Raw genomic sequence first — 14652 nt, forward strand, 5'->3', positions numbered from 1 at the left:
TGAAGCTGTCTGCGCAGGGCGTTTTGTGTCAGAATTCATGCCTATTCGCCGTTCGGTAACTGTGTTGATGAGTTGCAACAGTCAGAAAATCAGCGCGCTGCGCCGACAGATTCCCTCGTTCGAGTGCGTTCCCGGTTGCCACGACTGCTGTGGGCCAGTGACCACGTCACCTGAAGAAATGTCGCGCCTGCCACGCAAGACTGCCGCCGAACAGGAGGCGGCCATGGACGAGCTGAACTGCGTGCACCTGGGCCCCAACGGTTGCACGGTGTATGACGAACGCCCGTTGATCTGTCGGTTGTTCGGTACCACCAAGACCTTGCCGTGCCCCAATGGGCGGCGCCCGGTGGAGCTGATTCACCCACGGGTGGAGAAGCAGATCCACGAATACATGGCGAGTACGCGGCAGGTACTGGTCTGACGGATATAGGCAGTCAAAAAATGTGGGAGGGGACGTGCTCCCGATTGCAGTGTGTCAGGCAGCAGAAGTGCTGAGTGATCCACCGCTATCGGGGGCAAGCCCCCTCCCACAGTTGATCCGGGTGGGCCAGTCAATCCGGGATCGGCAGGTTCAGGCTCTCTTTGACTTCTTCCATCACGATATAACTCTTGGACTCCCGCACATGGGGCAGCTTGAGCAGGATATCGCCAAGCAATTTGCGGTAGGAGGCCATCTCCGAAATCCGCGCTTTCACCAGGTAGTCAAAGTCCCCCGACACCAGGTGGCACTCCAGCACATGGGGCAGTTTCAGTACGGCGCGGCGGAATTCTTCAAAGGTGTCGCCGGACTTGTAATCGAGGCTGATCTCGACAAATACCAGCAAGCTACCCTTCAAGTGCTGCGGGTTCAGCCGCGCGTTGTAGCCCATGATGATCCCTTCGCGCTCCAGCCGACGCACGCGCTCGGTGCATGGCGTGGTCGACAGCCCCACCTTTTCGCCAAGCTCCGTGAATGAAATGCGTCCGTCGGTTTGCAGGATGCGCAGGATATTGCGGTCGATCTTATCCAGCTCCCGCTTGGTCTGAGTGTTGGTACGCATAGGGGATACGCCTCTGTGAAAAGGGTTACTGCCGAGAATTGTCGCCAAATATAGGCAGTTATATAGTGAAATGCACTGGCGATTGCTTTTTATACTGCGCGCATCATTGCTCGAACAACACACGTCAGCGGCCAAGCCGTGATGAGGATATAAAAATGCGCGTTCTGGTCTTGGGTAGCGGCGTCATTGGCGTGACCAGTGCCTACTATTTGGCTCGGGCCGGCTTTGAAGTCGTGGTGGTCGACCGTCAGCCTGCCGCTGCCATGGAAACCAGTTTCGCCAACGCAGGCCAGGTTTCCCCTGGTTATGCCTCGCCCTGGGCCGCGCCGGGCGTGCCGCTCAAGGCCATCAAGTGGCTGTTGCAGCGTCATGCACCGCTGGCGATCAAAGCCACCGCCGATATCGATCAATACCTGTGGATGGCGCAGATGCTGCGCAACTGCACCGCCAGCCGTTATGCGGTGAACAAGGAGCGCATGGTCCGCCTGTCCGAGTACAGCCGCGACTGCCTCGATGAGTTGCGCGCCGAGACCGGCATTGCCTACGAGGGCCGCAGCCTGGGCACAACCCAACTGTTCCGTACCCAGGCCCAGCTCGATGGCGCCGCCAAGGATATTGCCGTGCTGGAAGAGTCTGGCGTGCCGTTCGAGCTGCTTGATCGCGCTGGAATTGCCCGCGTGGAGCCGGCGTTGGCCAGTGTTACGGATATTTTAGCCGGCGCCCTGCGCCTGCCCAACGACCAGACCGGTGATTGCCAGATGTTCACCACGCGTTTGGTCGAAATGTGCAAGCAACTGGGCGTCGAGTTCCGTTTCGGACAAGACATCCAGCGCCTGGATTATGCCGGCGACCGCATCAATGGCGTGTGGGTCGACGGCAAGCTGGAAGTTGCCGACCGCTACGTGCTGGCCCTGGGCAGCTACTCGCCGAAATTGCTCAAGCCCCTGGGGATCAAGGCGCCGGTATACCCGCTCAAGGGTTACTCGTTGACCGTACCGATCACCAACCCGGCGATGGCGCCGACGTCGACCATTCTCGACGAGACCTACAAGGTCGCCATCACCCGTTTCGACAACCGCATCCGGGTCGGCGGCATGGCTGAAATAGCCGGTTTTGACCTGTCGCTCAACCCGCGTCGGCGGGAAACCCTGGAGATGATCGTCAACGACCTTTATCCTCAGGGCGGCAATTTGGCCGAAGCCACGTTCTGGACCGGCCTGCGCCCGACCACCCCCGACGGTACACCGATTGTCGGTGCAACCCCGTTCAAGAACCTGTTCCTGAACACCGGCCATGGCACGCTCGGCTGGACCATGGCCTGCGGCTCCGGTCGTTTGTTGGCCGACCTGATGGCCAAGAAAACCCCGCAGATCAGTGCCGAAGGTCTCGATATTTCCCGTTATGGCAACCACCAGGAGTCCGCAAAACATGTCAATCCAGCGCCAGCTCACCAATGAGCGCATGAGCCAGATCGTCGTTCACAGCGGTACCGTGTATCTGGCCGGTCAAGTCGGCGACGACATGAGTGCCGGGATTGAACAGCAGACCCGTGAAACCCTGGCCAATATCGAGCGCTTGCTCGACCTGGCCGGCACCGACAAAACCAGACTGCTGTCGGTGACGATCTACTTGAAAGACATCGACGCCGATTTCGCCGGTATGAACGCGGTATGGGACAAATGGCTGCCCAAAGGCGTCGCTCCGGCGCGTGCCACGGTTGAAGCCAAACTGTGCGAGCCGCAAATTCTGGTAGAGCTGTCCGTCGTGGCCGCGCTGCCTTAAACCCGGATTCCTCCCCGGTGCCGACGTTATGGGTCGGTACCGGTTTTTCTTCACTTTGCCGCCTAGAAGCCTGCCGCCATGCGTCCTGCCCGTGCCCTGATCGACCTCCAAGCCCTGCGCCACAATTACCAATTGGCCCGTGAAGTCACGGGGGCCAAGGCCCTCGCCGTGATTAAGGCCGATGCCTACGGCCATGGCGCCGTGCGTGTGGCACAGGCGCTGGAAACCGAGGCGGACGGGTTTGCCGTGGCGTGTATCGAAGAGGCGCTGGAACTGCGCGCCGCCGGTATTCGTGCGCCGGTACTGCTGCTGGAAGGTTTTTTCGAAGCCAGCGAGCTGCCGCTGATCATCGAGCATGATTTCTGGTGCGTGGTGCATTCGTTATGGCAACTGGAGGCCATCGAGCAGGCCCGCTTGAGCAAACCGCTGACGGTCTGGCTCAAGCTGGATTCGGGCATGCACCGCGTGGGCCTGCACCCCAAGGACTATCACGAGGCTTACCAGCGCCTGCTGGCCAGCGGCAAAGTCGCCAAGATCGTGTTGATGAGCCACTTCGCCCGCGCGGATGAGCTGGATTGCGTAAGCAGTGATGAGCAGGTAGCGGTGTTTGACGCGGCGCGCCAAGGCTTGTCGGCCGAGGTGAGCCTGCGCAATTCGCCTTCGGTGATGGGTTGGCCGGCGGTGGGCAGCGACTGGGTACGCCCGGGCATCATGCTGTATGGCGCCACGCCGTTTGGTGAAGACCAGGCCATTGCCGCGCGTTTGCAGCCGGTGATGACCCTGGAGTCCAAAGTCATCTGTGTGCGTGAGTTGCCGGCCGGCGAGCCGGTGGGCTACGGCGCAAAATTCGTCACACCCAAGCCGATGCGCATCGGTGTGGTTGCCATGGGCTATGCGGACGGTTATCCACGTCACGCGCCTACCGGCACACCCGTGCTGGTGGCCGGCCAGCGCAGCCAATTGCTGGGCCGTGTTTCCATGGACATGCTGTGTATCGACCTGACGGACGTACCGCAGGCCGGTCTCGGTTCGACGGTGGAGCTATGGGGTAAAAATATCCTGGCCAGTGACGTCGCCGCCGCTGCCGAGACGATTCCCTACCAGATCTTCTGCAACCTGCGCCGTGTGCCAAGGCTCTATTGCGGCGCTTGAGCGCCAGGTACGAACACAGCTGCCCGGGATTTAGGCCCAAGTGTTGTAAATACTGAACGCTGTCGCCATGATAACGCTCAAATACAACAACGCCTGAATCCTAGGAGGCTCCTGCATTGGACGTCGGCGAACGACTGCAATCCATCCGTAAGCTCAAAGGTCTTTCCCAGCGTGAGCTCGCCAAGCGTGCGGGCGTCACCAACAGCACCATTTCGATGATCGAAAAAAACAGCGTCAGCCCCTCGATCAGCTCCTTGCGCAAGGTGCTGGGCGGCATCCCCATGTCCATGGTCGAGTTTTTTTCCGAGGAGATCCTCCAGGAAATACCGACGCAGATCGTCTATAAAGCCAATGAGCTGATCGACATCTCGGACGGTGCCGTCACCATGAAGCTGGTGGGCCGTGCACACCCCAGCCGGGCGATTGCGTTTCTCAACGAAATCTACCCGCCGGGTGCCGACACCGGCGAAGAGATGCTCACTCACGAAGGCGAGGAAACCGGGATTCTGGTGGAGGGGCGGCTGGAGTTGGTGGTCGGTCTTGAAACTTTTGTGCTCGAAGCCGGCGATAGCTACTACTTTGAAAGCACCAAGCCGCACCGTTTTCGCAATCCGTTCGACGTGCCGGCGCGACTAATCAGCGCAGCCACACCCGCGAACTTTTAAAGAAGAGGCGCCCTGCCAGCGTTGCAGAGGCATCCGTCGCTGTATTCCGTGAGGTCGAATCTCCCTTTATTTAATAGGGTTGTTTCGGCCCAACGGGCTAACCGTTATACTTTCGCCGCCTGCGAAACCGTGGCCGCAGGCGTGAATAGCCACCATTGAGGGTGAACGCGTGAACCTAATTATGAAAATGCTGGCTGCACCAGCAACCGTATTGGCCCTATGGGCTGTCAGCGCTCAAGCTGCGACCAATGATGAGATTGCCAAACGCTTGGAGCCTGTCGGCCAAGTCTGTGTTCAGGGCCAGGAATGCAAGGGAATGGAGGTTGCCGTGGCGGCGGCCGGCGGTGGCGCGGCTAAAACGCCGGATGATGTGATTGCCAAGCATTGCAACGCGTGCCATGGCACCGGACTGCTGAACGCGCCGAAAATTGGTGATACGGCCGCCTGGAAAGAACGGCTTGGCCATGTCGATTCCGTACTGGCAGAACTCAAGATCGAGGCTCCCGAAAAAGGTACCAAAGGTTTGGCGCAGGTCGCCAAGCATGGCTTGAACGCAATGCCGCCGATGGGCACCTGTGCTGATTGCAGCCTTGAAGACCTTGAAGGCGCAATCAAGAAGATGTCTGGCCTGTAATCCGCCGAACTTCGCCAAAAAGCCGCTGACCAGCGGCTTTTTTGTGCCCGTTGTTTATGATTCGCAGCTGTTCATTGCAGCAAAGACCCGGCAAGCTCGGTCCAACCCCTAATCACGGAATGTTCAGGAGTGTCGGATGGTGCAGTTGTGTTCAATCGAGCAAGCAGTTGACGACGTGCTGGCGCGCTTGCCGGCGCATATCCACATGGGCATGCCGCTGGGGCTGGGCAAGCCCAACCTGTTCGCCAACGCGCTGTATCGGCGTATCGCCAAGCTGCCGGAGCGGTCGCTGACGATCTACACCGCACTGAGCCTGGGCCGTCCCACCTTGGGTGATGGTTTGCAGAAGCGCTTTCTCGAACCCTTTATCGAACGGGTATTCGGCGATTACCCGGAACTGGATTTTCTCGCCGACCTGCACAAGGACAGCTTGCCCAGCAATATCCGCGTACAACAGTTCTTCATGCAGCCTGGCAGCCTGCTCCACAGTGCGTCGGCCCAGCAGGACTACGTCAGCAGCAACTACAGCCACGCCGCTCGCGACATCAACTCAGCCGGCCTGAACCTGGTGGCGCAGTTGGTGGCCAGCAGCGCCGAACACCCTGACCGCCTGAGCCTGAGCTGCAACCCGGATATCACCCTTGACCTGTTGCCGCTGATCGCCAAGCGCCGCGAGGCGGGTGAGACCATCCTGATCGTCGGCCAGGTCCACAGCGATTTGCCTTACATGCCTGGCGATGCCGAGCTGGGCATGGACGCATTCGACTACCTGCTCGACGAAAAGGACAGCACCACGCTGTTCTCCACACCGAATATGCCGGTGGGTTTCCAGGATCATTTTATCGGCCTGCATGCCAGCACCTTGGTGCGCGATGGCGGCACCCTGCAGATCGGTATCGGCTCCATGGGCGATGCGCTGACCGCCGCTCTGCTGGCGCGCCAGGCGGATAACGAAGCCTACCGGCTACTGTTGACGGACCTGGATGTGTACCAGTGGGCACCGCTGATCAGCCGTGAAGGCGGCGTCGCGCCCTTTGCGCGGGGCCTCTATGGCTGCAGCGAAATGTTCGTCAATGGCCTGCTGGTGCTGGCCGATGCCGGCATTGTGCGGCGTAAGGTCTACCCGGACGTGGCGACCCAGGTGCAAGCCAACGCCGGCACCCTGGATGATGCAGCGCAGCCCGACGGCGTATCGATCCATGGCGGTTTCTTCCTCGGGCCACGCAGTTTTTACCAGCGCTTGCAGGAAATGACCCACGGCAAGCGTCTTGAATTCAACATGACCCGCATCAGCTACATCAACGAGCTGTATGGCCAGGAAGAACTCAAGCGTTTGCAGCGCCAGGATGCCCGCTTTATCAACAGCGCGATCATGGTGACGTTGCTCGGTGCGGGTGTGGCCGACCAGTTGGAAGACGGTCGCGTGCTCAGCGGCGTGGGCGGGCAGTACAACTTTGTCGCCCAAGGCCATGCGCTGGAGGGCGCGCGTTCGATCCTGATTCTGCGCAGTTGGCGCGAGTCGGCAGGGGAGGTCAGTTCCAATCTCGTCTGGGAGTATGGCCACCGCACTATCCCACGGCACCTGCGGGACATCGTCATCACCGAATACGGCATTGCCGACCTGCGTGGGCAGACGGACGCCAAGGTGATCGAGGCGCTGCTCAATATTACCGACTCCCGTTTCCAGGACGACTTGATCAAACAGGCACAGAAGGCCGGCAAGCTGCCCGAGGATTTCCAGCTGGACCCGCGTTTTACCGACAATACGCCGCAGCGGCTACAGGCGCTTCAGGCTCGGCATCGGCGGTTGTTTCCCGAGTATCCACTGGGCACTGATTTCACTGATGAAGAAAAAGATCTGTTGCGCGCATTGAACTGGCTCAAGAGCAAATTCAAGCTGACGGAGATTCTGGAGTTGGGCAAGGCTGCGCTGGATGCGCCGGAGCCGGGGGCATTTCCTCAGCACCTCAAGCGGATGCGGTTGGATAAGCCCGAGGGGCTGAAAGAGGACCTGTATCAGCGCCTGCTACTGGCCGGCCTGCAGGCCACCGCGCACTGACAGCTAACCTGAATAAAATGTGGGAGGGGGCTTGCCCCCGATAGCGGTGCGCCAGTCACCGAATGTGTTAGCGGACCCACTGCCATCGGGAGCAAGCCCCACATTTTGATCTGTATTCACCGGGTATTTGCTGTGCAGCAAATCACTCGATGAAAGTGACAACACCACCGGCCAGCGATTTAACCCGCGCCAGCGACTCAACCCGATAACCCTGCGCGTCCAGCTCCGCACGGCCACCCTGGAAGGATTTCTCGATCACGATGCCCAGGCCCGCGACGGTTGCGCCGGCTTGCTTGATGATCGAAATCAGCGCCTGCGATGCCTTGCCGTTGGCCAGGAAGTCGTCGATGACCAACACGCGGTCGCTGCTGGTCAGGTGGCGCGGGGAAATGGCCACGGTGCTTTCGGTTTTCTTGGTGAAGGAGTACACCGTGGCCGACAGCAGGTTTTCAGTCAGGGTCAGGGACTGTTGTTTGCGGGCGAAGATTACCGGCACGCCGAGGTTCAGACCGGTCATGATCGCTGGTGCGATGCCCGAAGCTTCGATGGTGACGATCTTGGTGATGCCTGAATCCTTGAACAGCGCGGCGAATTCGTCGCCGATCAGCTTCATCAGTGCCGGGTCGATCTGGTGGTTCAGAAAGGCATCGACCTTGAGTACCTGATCGGAAAGCACGATGCCTTCTTCGCGAATTTTCTTGTGCAGTGCTTCCACGGAAAGCTTCCTCTGTTGACGCAGCGTGCGTCGAAAGTAGATTAAAAAGTAGTCGATTCTAGCGCTTTAACATCGCGCGTATATCTGCCAAGGCGGTGTTGCCGCGAACGGCCTTCACCTCGGTGGGGGTGTCGTCATTGCCTTCCCAGGCCAGATCATCCGGCGGGAGTTCGTCGAGGAACCGGCTGGGGGCACAATCGATGATTTCGCCATATTGCTTGCGCTTGGCAGCAAAGGTGAAGGCCAGGGTCTGGCGCGCGCGGGTAATACCCACGTAGGCCAGTCGCCGTTCTTCTTCAATGGTGTCGGCTTCGATACTGGAGCGGTGCGGGAGAATTTCCTCCTCCATGCCCATGATGAACACGTAGGGGAACTCCAGGCCCTTGGAGGCATGCAAGGTCATCATTTGCACACCTTCGGCGCCGTCTTCCTCTTCCTGCTGGCGTTCGAGCATGTCGCGCAGCACCAGCTTGCCGATGGCGTCCTCGACGGTCATCTCGCCGTCTTCGTCTTTTTCCAGGGTGTTCTTCAGCGCTTCGATCAGGAACCAGACGTTACCCATGCGGTAATCCGCGGCCTTGTCGCTGGAGCTGTTGGTGCGCAGCCAGTTCTCATAGTCGATGTCCATGACCATGCTGCGCAGCGCGCTGATCGGATCTTCGCCGGCGCACTGCTCGCGCACCTTGTCCATGAAGCGCTTGAAGCGCGACAGACGGTCGGTGAAGCGGGTATCCAGATGCTCGCCCAGGCCGATTTCATCGGTGGCCGCGTACATCGAGATCTTGCGTTCGGTGGCATAGTTGCCGAGCTTTTCCAGGGTGGTGGAACCGATTTCCCGACGTGGCACGTTGATCACGCGCAGGAAGGCGTTGTCGTCGTCCGGGTTCACGATCAACCGGAAGTAGGCCATCAGGTCCTTTACTTCCTGGCGTCCGAAGAAGCTGTTGCCGCCCGACAGGCGATACGGCACCTGGTGGTGCTGCAATTTCAGTTCGATCAGTTTGGCCTGGTAGTTGCCTCGGTACAGAATCGCGAAATCGCTGTAGGGCCGGTCGGTACGCAGGTGCAGGCTGAGGATTTCCACGGCCACGCGCTCGGCTTCGGCGTCTTCGTTACGGCAGCGGATCACGCGGATCTCATCACCATGCCCCATCTCACTCCACAGTTGCTTTTCGAACTCGTGGGGGTTGTTGGAGATCAGCACGTTGGCGCAGCGCAGGATACGGCTGGTGGAGCGGTAGTTCTGCTCCAGCATCACCACTTTCAGGGACGGGTAGTCCTCCTTGAGCAGCATCAGGTTTTCCGGGCGGGCGCCACGCCAGGCGTAGATCGACTGGTCGTCGTCGCCTACCACGGTGAACTGGTTGCGCTTGCCGATCAGCATTTTCACCAGCAGGTATTGGCTGGCGTTGGTGTCCTGGTATTCGTCCACCAGCAGGTAGCGCACTTTGTTCTGCCATTTTTCGAGGATGTCGGCGTGTTCCTCGAACAACTTCACCGGCAGCAGGATCAGGTCGTCGAAGTCCACCGCGTTGAACGCCTTGAGCGTGCGTTGATAGTGGGTGTAGACGATGGCGGCGGTCTGTTCCTTGGGGTTGCGCGCATTTTCCAGGGCCTGGGCCGGCAGGATCAGGTCGTTTTTCCAGGCGCCGATCATGTTCTTGATCTCATCCACGCCGTCGTCGCCTGCGTATTCCTTCTGCATGATGTCGGTCATCAGCGACTTCACATCGGTTTCGTCGAAGATCGAGAAACCTGGCTTATAGCCCAGCCGCACATGCTCCTTGCGGATGATGTTCAGGCCCAGGTTGTGGAAGGTGCACACAGTCAGGCCACGGCCTTCGCCGCTCTTGAGCAGCGTGCCGACACGCTCTTTCATTTCGCGCGCCGCCTTGTTGGTAAAGGTCATGGCGACGATGTACTGGGCGCGGATGCCGCAGTTCTGGATCAGGTGCGCAATCTTGCGGGTGATCACGCTGGTCTTGCCGGAGCCGGCGCCGGCGAGCACCAATAGAGGGCCGCCGACGTAGTTCACGGCTTCTTGCTGCCGGGGATTGAGTCGGGACATACGGAATTCAGGGGGTCGTTGTTCAAAAGGGCGGGCATTTTAACAGGCTGGCAGGATTCTGCTCTCACAGAACGACGGTGTGACGTACCACTCGATCTAAATTTGCCGGTTTTGATACTTTGTCGCAGGATGTGGGAGCTTTTTGCAGCGGATGTGTGCAGCCTGTGCCTCTGATAAGCCTTATCATGGGTGATTCTCAGGCCGCACGTCATACTGCCCGCCGCCATTGAAATCTTGCAGAGTCTAGGGAGCTAGCTTGTCTACGCCTGTCGAACCCTTGCGTTTGCTGCTTCTGGCCGATCCGCCTGAGTGGGCAGCGTTGTTGCGCGAGTGCCTGGTGCCGATGGGCGATGGGGCTGTGCTGATCAGTGCGCCCAACTGGGACTCGGTGAGTCGTCTGTTCGATGACGACCACAGTGCCGTGCTATTGACCACGCCCAGCCTGCAACCCGGCCCTGGCCGTTGCAGCCTGCCGTGCGTCTTGCTGTTGGAGCAGGAACCACTGGTTTCGCCGCTGGGTGTCAGCGACTGGCTGGTGCGCAGTGTATTGGATGCCGATACGTTGCGCCGCTGCCTGCGCCATGTCCGTGAGCGCGGTGTGTTGGAGAACACCTTGCAGCGCCTGGCCGAGCAGGATCCGCTCACCGGTATTGCCAACCGCCAGGGTTTCCAGACCCTGCTGGCCGCACGACTGGCGGAAAACGAAGGGCGAGGCCTGGCGCTCGGCCATCTGGACCTCGATAACTTCCGTCATGCCAACGATGCCCTGGGCCACCAGGCCGGCGACCGGTTGATCCTGCAAGTGGTCTCACGGCTCAAGAGCCAGCTTGAAGCCGGGGACCAGTTGGCGCGCCTGGGCAGTGATGAGTTCGCCCTGCTGATCGATACCCGGCGTGCGCCCCAGCGTGCCGAATGGATGGCCGAGCGCATCACCGAAGTGATGGCCGAGCCGTACTGGGTCGACGGCGAAAGCTTGTTGATCGGTTGCAGCCTCGGTGTGGCGCATGCCCGCGCACGCGCCGGTGCCGATCCGTTGATGTGGCACGCCCATATCGCCATGCAGCAGGCCAAGAGCACCCAGGGCTGTACCTTTCACATCTTCAACGAACGCATCAACCGTAACGCCCGCAGCCTGGCCGACCTGGAAAGCGAGCTGCGCCGCGCGTTGCGCCGTGACGAGCTGGAATTGCATTACCAGCCGCGCCTGGACCTGGACGACGGGCATATCGTTGGCCTGGAAGCCCTGGTGCGCTGGCGCCATGGTGAACGGGGCCTGTTGCCGCCCAGTGAGTTCGTACCCCTGGCCGAACAGAGCGGTTTGATCGTGCCGCTGGGTTATTGGGTGATCTCTCGAGCCTTGCGCGACATGCAAGACCTGCGCGAGCGCGATCTGCCGCGGCTGCACATGGCCGTCAACCTGTCGTTTCGCCAGTTCCAGGACAGCCAGTTGCTCTCCACTCTCAGTCGGTTGATCGCCGAGCGTGGCGTGGAGGCCAAGTGGCTGGAGTTCGAGTTGACCGAGACCGCCGTGATGCGTCGCAGCGATCTGGTCAAGCAGACCATGGATGCCTTGGGGCGCCTCGGTGTGCGGTTCTCCCTGGATGACTTCGGCACCGGTTTCTCATCGTTCGTGCACCTCAACAGCTTGCCGATTGCCTTGTTGAAGATCGACAAGAGTTTCGTGGGGGGCATGGAAGAGCGCGAAGAGAACCGCAAATTAGTCCACGCGATGATCAACCTGGCCCACAACCTCAACCTCGAAGTGGTGGCCGAAGGCGTGGAAACCCCTGAGCAGCTGGCGTTGTTGCGTCTGTTTGGCTGCGACCAGGCCCAGGGTTACCTGATCAGCAAGCCGCTGCCCTTGCCGGAGCTGGTGGAGTACCTGACGTTCGGCAAGAGCCAGGAGGCGCTGTTGGGCTAGTGGCTTGCAGACCCTAGTCCGGCAGCATGGCCTGAAATTCAGTGCGAATTTCAGGCTCCTGGCGAATCATCCGCTTCATCTTCGCTTCAAACGCCCAGGTCAGGGCGATGGCCGCGCACGCCAACCCCAGCGCCAGGCCCCACCACACCCCGGTCGGTCCCCAGCCCAGGGTAAAGGCCATCAACCACGCCGAGGGTGCGCCGATCAGCCAATAGCAACCCAAGCCCACCAGAAAAGTGGTCTTGGCGTCCTTCAGTCCGCGGATGCAGCCCATGGCGATGGTCTGCACGCCGTCGAACAGCTCAAACCAGGCGGCCACGGCCAGCAGGCTGACGGCCAGGACGATGACATCGTGGAAGGCGGGGTCGTCATGGTCCAGGAAAAGTCCGATCAGCGGGTCGGAAAACAACCAGAGTACTGCCGCAAACCCTAGCATTATCATCGCGCCAAAGCCGATGCCGACTCGCCCGGCCAAGCGCGCCTGCAGCAGCTGCCCGGCACCGTAATGCTGGCCGATGCGCATGGTTACCGCGTATGACATGCCCGCCGGCACCATGAACGCGACCGAAACAATTTGCAGCGCGATCTGGTGCGCCGCCAGCTGCGTGCTGCCCATGGTGCCCATGCACAACGCCGCGAAGGCGAACAGCCCGACTTCCACCGCATAGGTGCCACCAATCGGCAGGCCCAGGCGCCACAGCTCGCGCAGGTATTGGGTGTTGAGGCGTAGCAGGCCCGAACCCAGCGGGTAGGCCCCGTAGGCCCGGTTGCTGCGGATGTACCACATCAGTGCCAGGGCCATGCTGGTGGCTACGATGGCCGTCACCAGGCCGATGCCCATCAAGCCCAGTTTCGGCAGGCCGAACATGCCTTCGATCAACGCATGGTTGAGCAGGTAGTTGAGCACGGTGCCGCACAGGCTGATCACCATGACCGGCGTCGCCTTGCCGATGGCGCTGGTAAAGCCGCGCAGGGCCATGAAGCTCAGGTAGCCGGGCAGGGCGAACGGCAGGATCGTCAGGAATTGCCCTGCCGCGTGCACGTTGGATTCGGTTTGGCCGAACATCAATAGCACTGGCTTGAGGTTCCACAGCAGCAGCGCCGCCGCCAGGGCCATCAGCCAGGCGAGCCACAGCCCGGCCTGGGTCAGACGGGTGGCGCCTTCGATATCGCCCGCGCCGTGACGAATGGCAACCAGGGTGCCCACGGCGGCAATCACGCCAATGCAGAAAATCGCCACGAATGAGTAACTCGCCGCACCCAGGCCACCACCGGCCAGGGCTTCGGGGCTCAGGCGGGCCATCATCAGGGTGTCGGTCAGCACCATCAGCATGTGGGCCAACTGTGAGGCAATCAACGGCCCCGACAGCCGCAGAATGGCCCAGAGTTCGGTACGCGCCGGATGTTGCATGATCATCACGCTCGAAAAGTCAGAGGGTTGGGGAAGGGTTGATTCTCGACGCTCTGGGTTCAATGCACAAAACGATAAATGCGATCATCAGCATGATTAAAACTCATGCCTGAGGGATTCTGGTAGGGTTTGGGGATTGCCCCGTAGGAGCTTCTCAATGTCTCGTCGTATGCCTGCGCTTTATGCCTTGCGCGCCTTTGAAGCCGCTTCCCGGCATAACTCCTTCACCCGTGCGGCGCAGGAGCTGTCGATTACCCAGAGTGCAGTGAGCCGGCACATTCGCACGCTGGAGGAGCATTTTGCCTGCCGCCTGTTCCAGCGCAGCGGTCGGACCTTGCAGCTCACTGAAGCCGCGCGCCTGTTGTTGCCCGGCGTGCGCGAAGGTTTCGCTGCCCTCGAGCGGGCCTGCGAGACCTTGAACGCCGAAGATGACATTGTGCGCATGAAGGCACCGCCCACGTTGACCATGCGTTGGCTGCTGGCGCGGCTCAGTCGCTTCCGGGCCCTGCAGCCGGGCAATGAGGTGCAGCTGACCAGCGCGTGGATGAGCGTGGATGAGGTCGACTTCAACCAGGAGCCCTTCGACTGCGCGGTGCTGCTCAGCTACGGGCATTTTCCGGCGGATCTGGAGGCCGTTTACCTGTTCCCCGAGTTGCTGGTTCCAGTGGGGGCGCCGAACCTGCTGGAGGATGGGCCTTGGGACGTCGCGCGCCTGGCCGGCGCCGAATTGTTGCATCCCACGCCCGACCGCCGCGATTGGCGAAACTGGCTGGAGCGCATGGGGCTGTCATCCCAGGTGTCGCTCAAGGGCGGGCAGGTGCTCGACACCCTTGAGTTGGGCATGATCGCTGCCGCGAGAGGTTACGGGGTCTCCATGGGCGATCTGTTGATGGTGGCCGAGGATGTGGCCCAGGGGCGCTTGAGCCTGCCCTGGCCGACAGCGGTCGCCAGTGGGGAAAATTACTACCTGGTATGGCCGAAAACCCGCCCCGGTGGTGAGCGCTTGCGGCGGTTGGCGGAGTTTCTTCAAGGGGAAGTCCGTGCGATGGAATTGCCACAGGTTGAGCGCCTGGATTGAGCGTAGATTGCAATCGTTTGCGCGATACCTCTGCACAGCACTCAAGTATTGCCAACACCCGCCGAAGAAGGGGTGTGGAACCATCGTGCACCCTTGCTACCCACTAGATAATTTGCCGAGCAACGCT

The 14652-nt window shown here is 60.5% G+C and carries 12 protein-coding genes and 2 pseudogenes; 10 read left to right on the forward strand and 4 right to left on the reverse strand.

The features are described 5' to 3' along the window. Nucleotides 1–67: 67 nt before the first annotated feature. Nucleotides 68–421, forward strand: a complete 354-nt coding sequence (locus tag DK870_RS10520; protein ID WP_017135860.1) for a YkgJ family cysteine cluster protein — start codon at nucleotides 68–70, stop codon at nucleotides 419–421. A gap of 130 nt (nucleotides 422–551) precedes the next feature. Here DK870_RS10520 and DK870_RS10525 read toward each other — a convergent pair whose 3' ends face one another. After that, nucleotides 552–1040, reverse strand: a complete 489-nt coding sequence (locus DK870_RS10525) for an Lrp/AsnC ligand binding domain-containing protein (RefSeq protein WP_003176896.1) — start codon at nucleotides 1038–1040, stop codon at nucleotides 552–554. A 155-nt stretch (nucleotides 1041–1195) separates the two neighbouring features. Here DK870_RS10525 and dadA point away from each other — a divergent pair, with 155 nt between their 5' ends. From dadA to DK870_RS10555, 7 genes and pseudogenes are all read left to right on the forward strand, one after another. Continuing rightward, nucleotides 1196–2497, forward strand: coding sequence for a D-amino acid dehydrogenase (dadA, locus tag DK870_RS10530; RefSeq protein WP_161548610.1), 1302 nt, complete (start codon nucleotides 1196–1198; stop codon nucleotides 2495–2497). Beyond that, nucleotides 2469–2822 (forward strand): RidA family protein, encoded by a 354-nt coding sequence (locus tag DK870_RS10535; protein WP_060753653.1) that lies wholly within the window; start codon nucleotides 2469–2471, stop codon nucleotides 2820–2822. Before dadA ends, DK870_RS10535 begins: the two co-directional genes overlap by 29 nt. Nucleotides 2823–2900: 78 nt before the next feature. Beyond that, nucleotides 2901–3974, forward strand: coding sequence for an alanine racemase (alr, locus tag DK870_RS10540; protein ID WP_060753652.1), 1074 nt, complete (start codon nucleotides 2901–2903; stop codon nucleotides 3972–3974). Between the two features lie 116 nt (nucleotides 3975–4090). Beyond that, complete coding sequence (locus DK870_RS10545; RefSeq protein WP_003176893.1) at nucleotides 4091–4639, forward strand: cupin domain-containing protein; 549 nt, start codon at nucleotides 4091–4093, stop codon at nucleotides 4637–4639. Nucleotides 4640–4955: 316 nt separating this feature from the next. Then, nucleotides 4956–5192 (forward strand): annotated as a pseudogene (locus DK870_RS29975) (hypothetical protein); the annotation flags it as partial. Beyond that, nucleotides 5181–5273: pseudogene (locus tag DK870_RS29980) on the forward strand (cytochrome c5 family protein); the annotation flags it as partial. The pseudogenes DK870_RS29975 and DK870_RS29980, both read left to right, overlap by 12 nt. Before the next feature lie 136 nt (nucleotides 5274–5409). Beyond that, nucleotides 5410–7332, forward strand: a complete 1923-nt coding sequence (locus DK870_RS10555; protein ID WP_161548611.1) for an acetyl-CoA hydrolase/transferase family protein — start codon at nucleotides 5410–5412, stop codon at nucleotides 7330–7332. 142 nt (nucleotides 7333–7474) lie between these two features. Here DK870_RS10555 and DK870_RS10560 read toward each other — a convergent pair whose 3' ends face one another. Both DK870_RS10560 and rep read right to left on the reverse strand, forming a co-directional pair. Next, nucleotides 7475–8047 carry a xanthine phosphoribosyltransferase gene (locus DK870_RS10560; RefSeq protein WP_003195447.1) on the reverse strand — a complete coding sequence of 191 codons (573 nt, stop codon included), beginning with the start codon at nucleotides 8045–8047 and terminating at the stop codon, nucleotides 7475–7477. 58 nt (nucleotides 8048–8105) lie between these two features. Beyond that, nucleotides 8106–10115, reverse strand: coding sequence for a DNA helicase Rep (gene rep, locus DK870_RS10565; protein ID WP_060753649.1), 2010 nt, complete (start codon nucleotides 10113–10115; stop codon nucleotides 8106–8108). 256 nt (nucleotides 10116–10371) lie between these two features. On the opposite strand from rep, the gene DK870_RS10570 reads away from it, so the two are divergent. Next, complete coding sequence (locus DK870_RS10570; RefSeq protein WP_060753648.1) at nucleotides 10372–12036, forward strand: bifunctional diguanylate cyclase/phosphodiesterase; 1665 nt, start codon at nucleotides 10372–10374, stop codon at nucleotides 12034–12036. Between the two features lie 13 nt (nucleotides 12037–12049). Here the strand turns inward: DK870_RS10570 and DK870_RS10575 are convergent, their stop codons facing one another. Beyond that, complete coding sequence (locus tag DK870_RS10575) at nucleotides 12050–13453, reverse strand: NorM family multidrug efflux MATE transporter (protein WP_161548612.1); 1404 nt, start codon at nucleotides 13451–13453, stop codon at nucleotides 12050–12052. A 151-nt stretch (nucleotides 13454–13604) separates the two neighbouring features. Between DK870_RS10575 and DK870_RS10580 the strand changes: the two genes are divergently transcribed. Further along, nucleotides 13605–14525: a LysR substrate-binding domain-containing protein gene (locus DK870_RS10580; protein WP_161548613.1), complete on the forward strand. Its 921-nt coding sequence runs from the start codon at nucleotides 13605–13607 to the stop codon at nucleotides 14523–14525. Nucleotides 14526–14652: the final 127 nt, after the last annotated feature.

The sequence above is a fragment of the Pseudomonas sp. Q1 genome, from assembly GCF_009935975.1.
Classification (GTDB): domain Bacteria; phylum Pseudomonadota; class Gammaproteobacteria; order Pseudomonadales; family Pseudomonadaceae; genus Aquipseudomonas; species Aquipseudomonas palleroniana.

What these genes read in the sequence shown, in the direction of transcription:
- DK870_RS10575 (WP_161548612.1), bottom strand. Translation starts at nt 13,453, where the DNA reads ATGATCATGCAACATCCGGCGCGTACCGAACTCTGGGCCATTCTGCGG.
- DK870_RS10525 (WP_003176896.1), bottom strand. Translation starts at nt 1,040, where the DNA reads ATGCGTACCAACACTCAGACCAAGCGGGAGCTGGATAAGATCGACCGC.
- rep (WP_060753649.1), bottom strand. Translation starts at nt 10,115, where the DNA reads ATGTCCCGACTCAATCCCCGGCAGCAAGAAGCCGTGAACTACGTCGGC.
- DK870_RS10580 (WP_161548613.1), top strand. Translation starts at nt 13,605, where the DNA reads ATGTCTCGTCGTATGCCTGCGCTTTATGCCTTGCGCGCCTTTGAAGCC.
- DK870_RS10520 (WP_017135860.1), top strand. Translation starts at nt 68, where the DNA reads ATGAGTTGCAACAGTCAGAAAATCAGCGCGCTGCGCCGACAGATTCCC.
- alr (WP_060753652.1), top strand. Translation starts at nt 2,901, where the DNA reads ATGCGTCCTGCCCGTGCCCTGATCGACCTCCAAGCCCTGCGCCACAAT.
- dadA (WP_161548610.1), top strand. Translation starts at nt 1,196, where the DNA reads ATGCGCGTTCTGGTCTTGGGTAGCGGCGTCATTGGCGTGACCAGTGCC.
- DK870_RS10555 (WP_161548611.1), top strand. Translation starts at nt 5,410, where the DNA reads ATGGTGCAGTTGTGTTCAATCGAGCAAGCAGTTGACGACGTGCTGGCG.
- DK870_RS10535 (WP_060753653.1), top strand. Translation starts at nt 2,469, where the DNA reads ATGTCAATCCAGCGCCAGCTCACCAATGAGCGCATGAGCCAGATCGTC.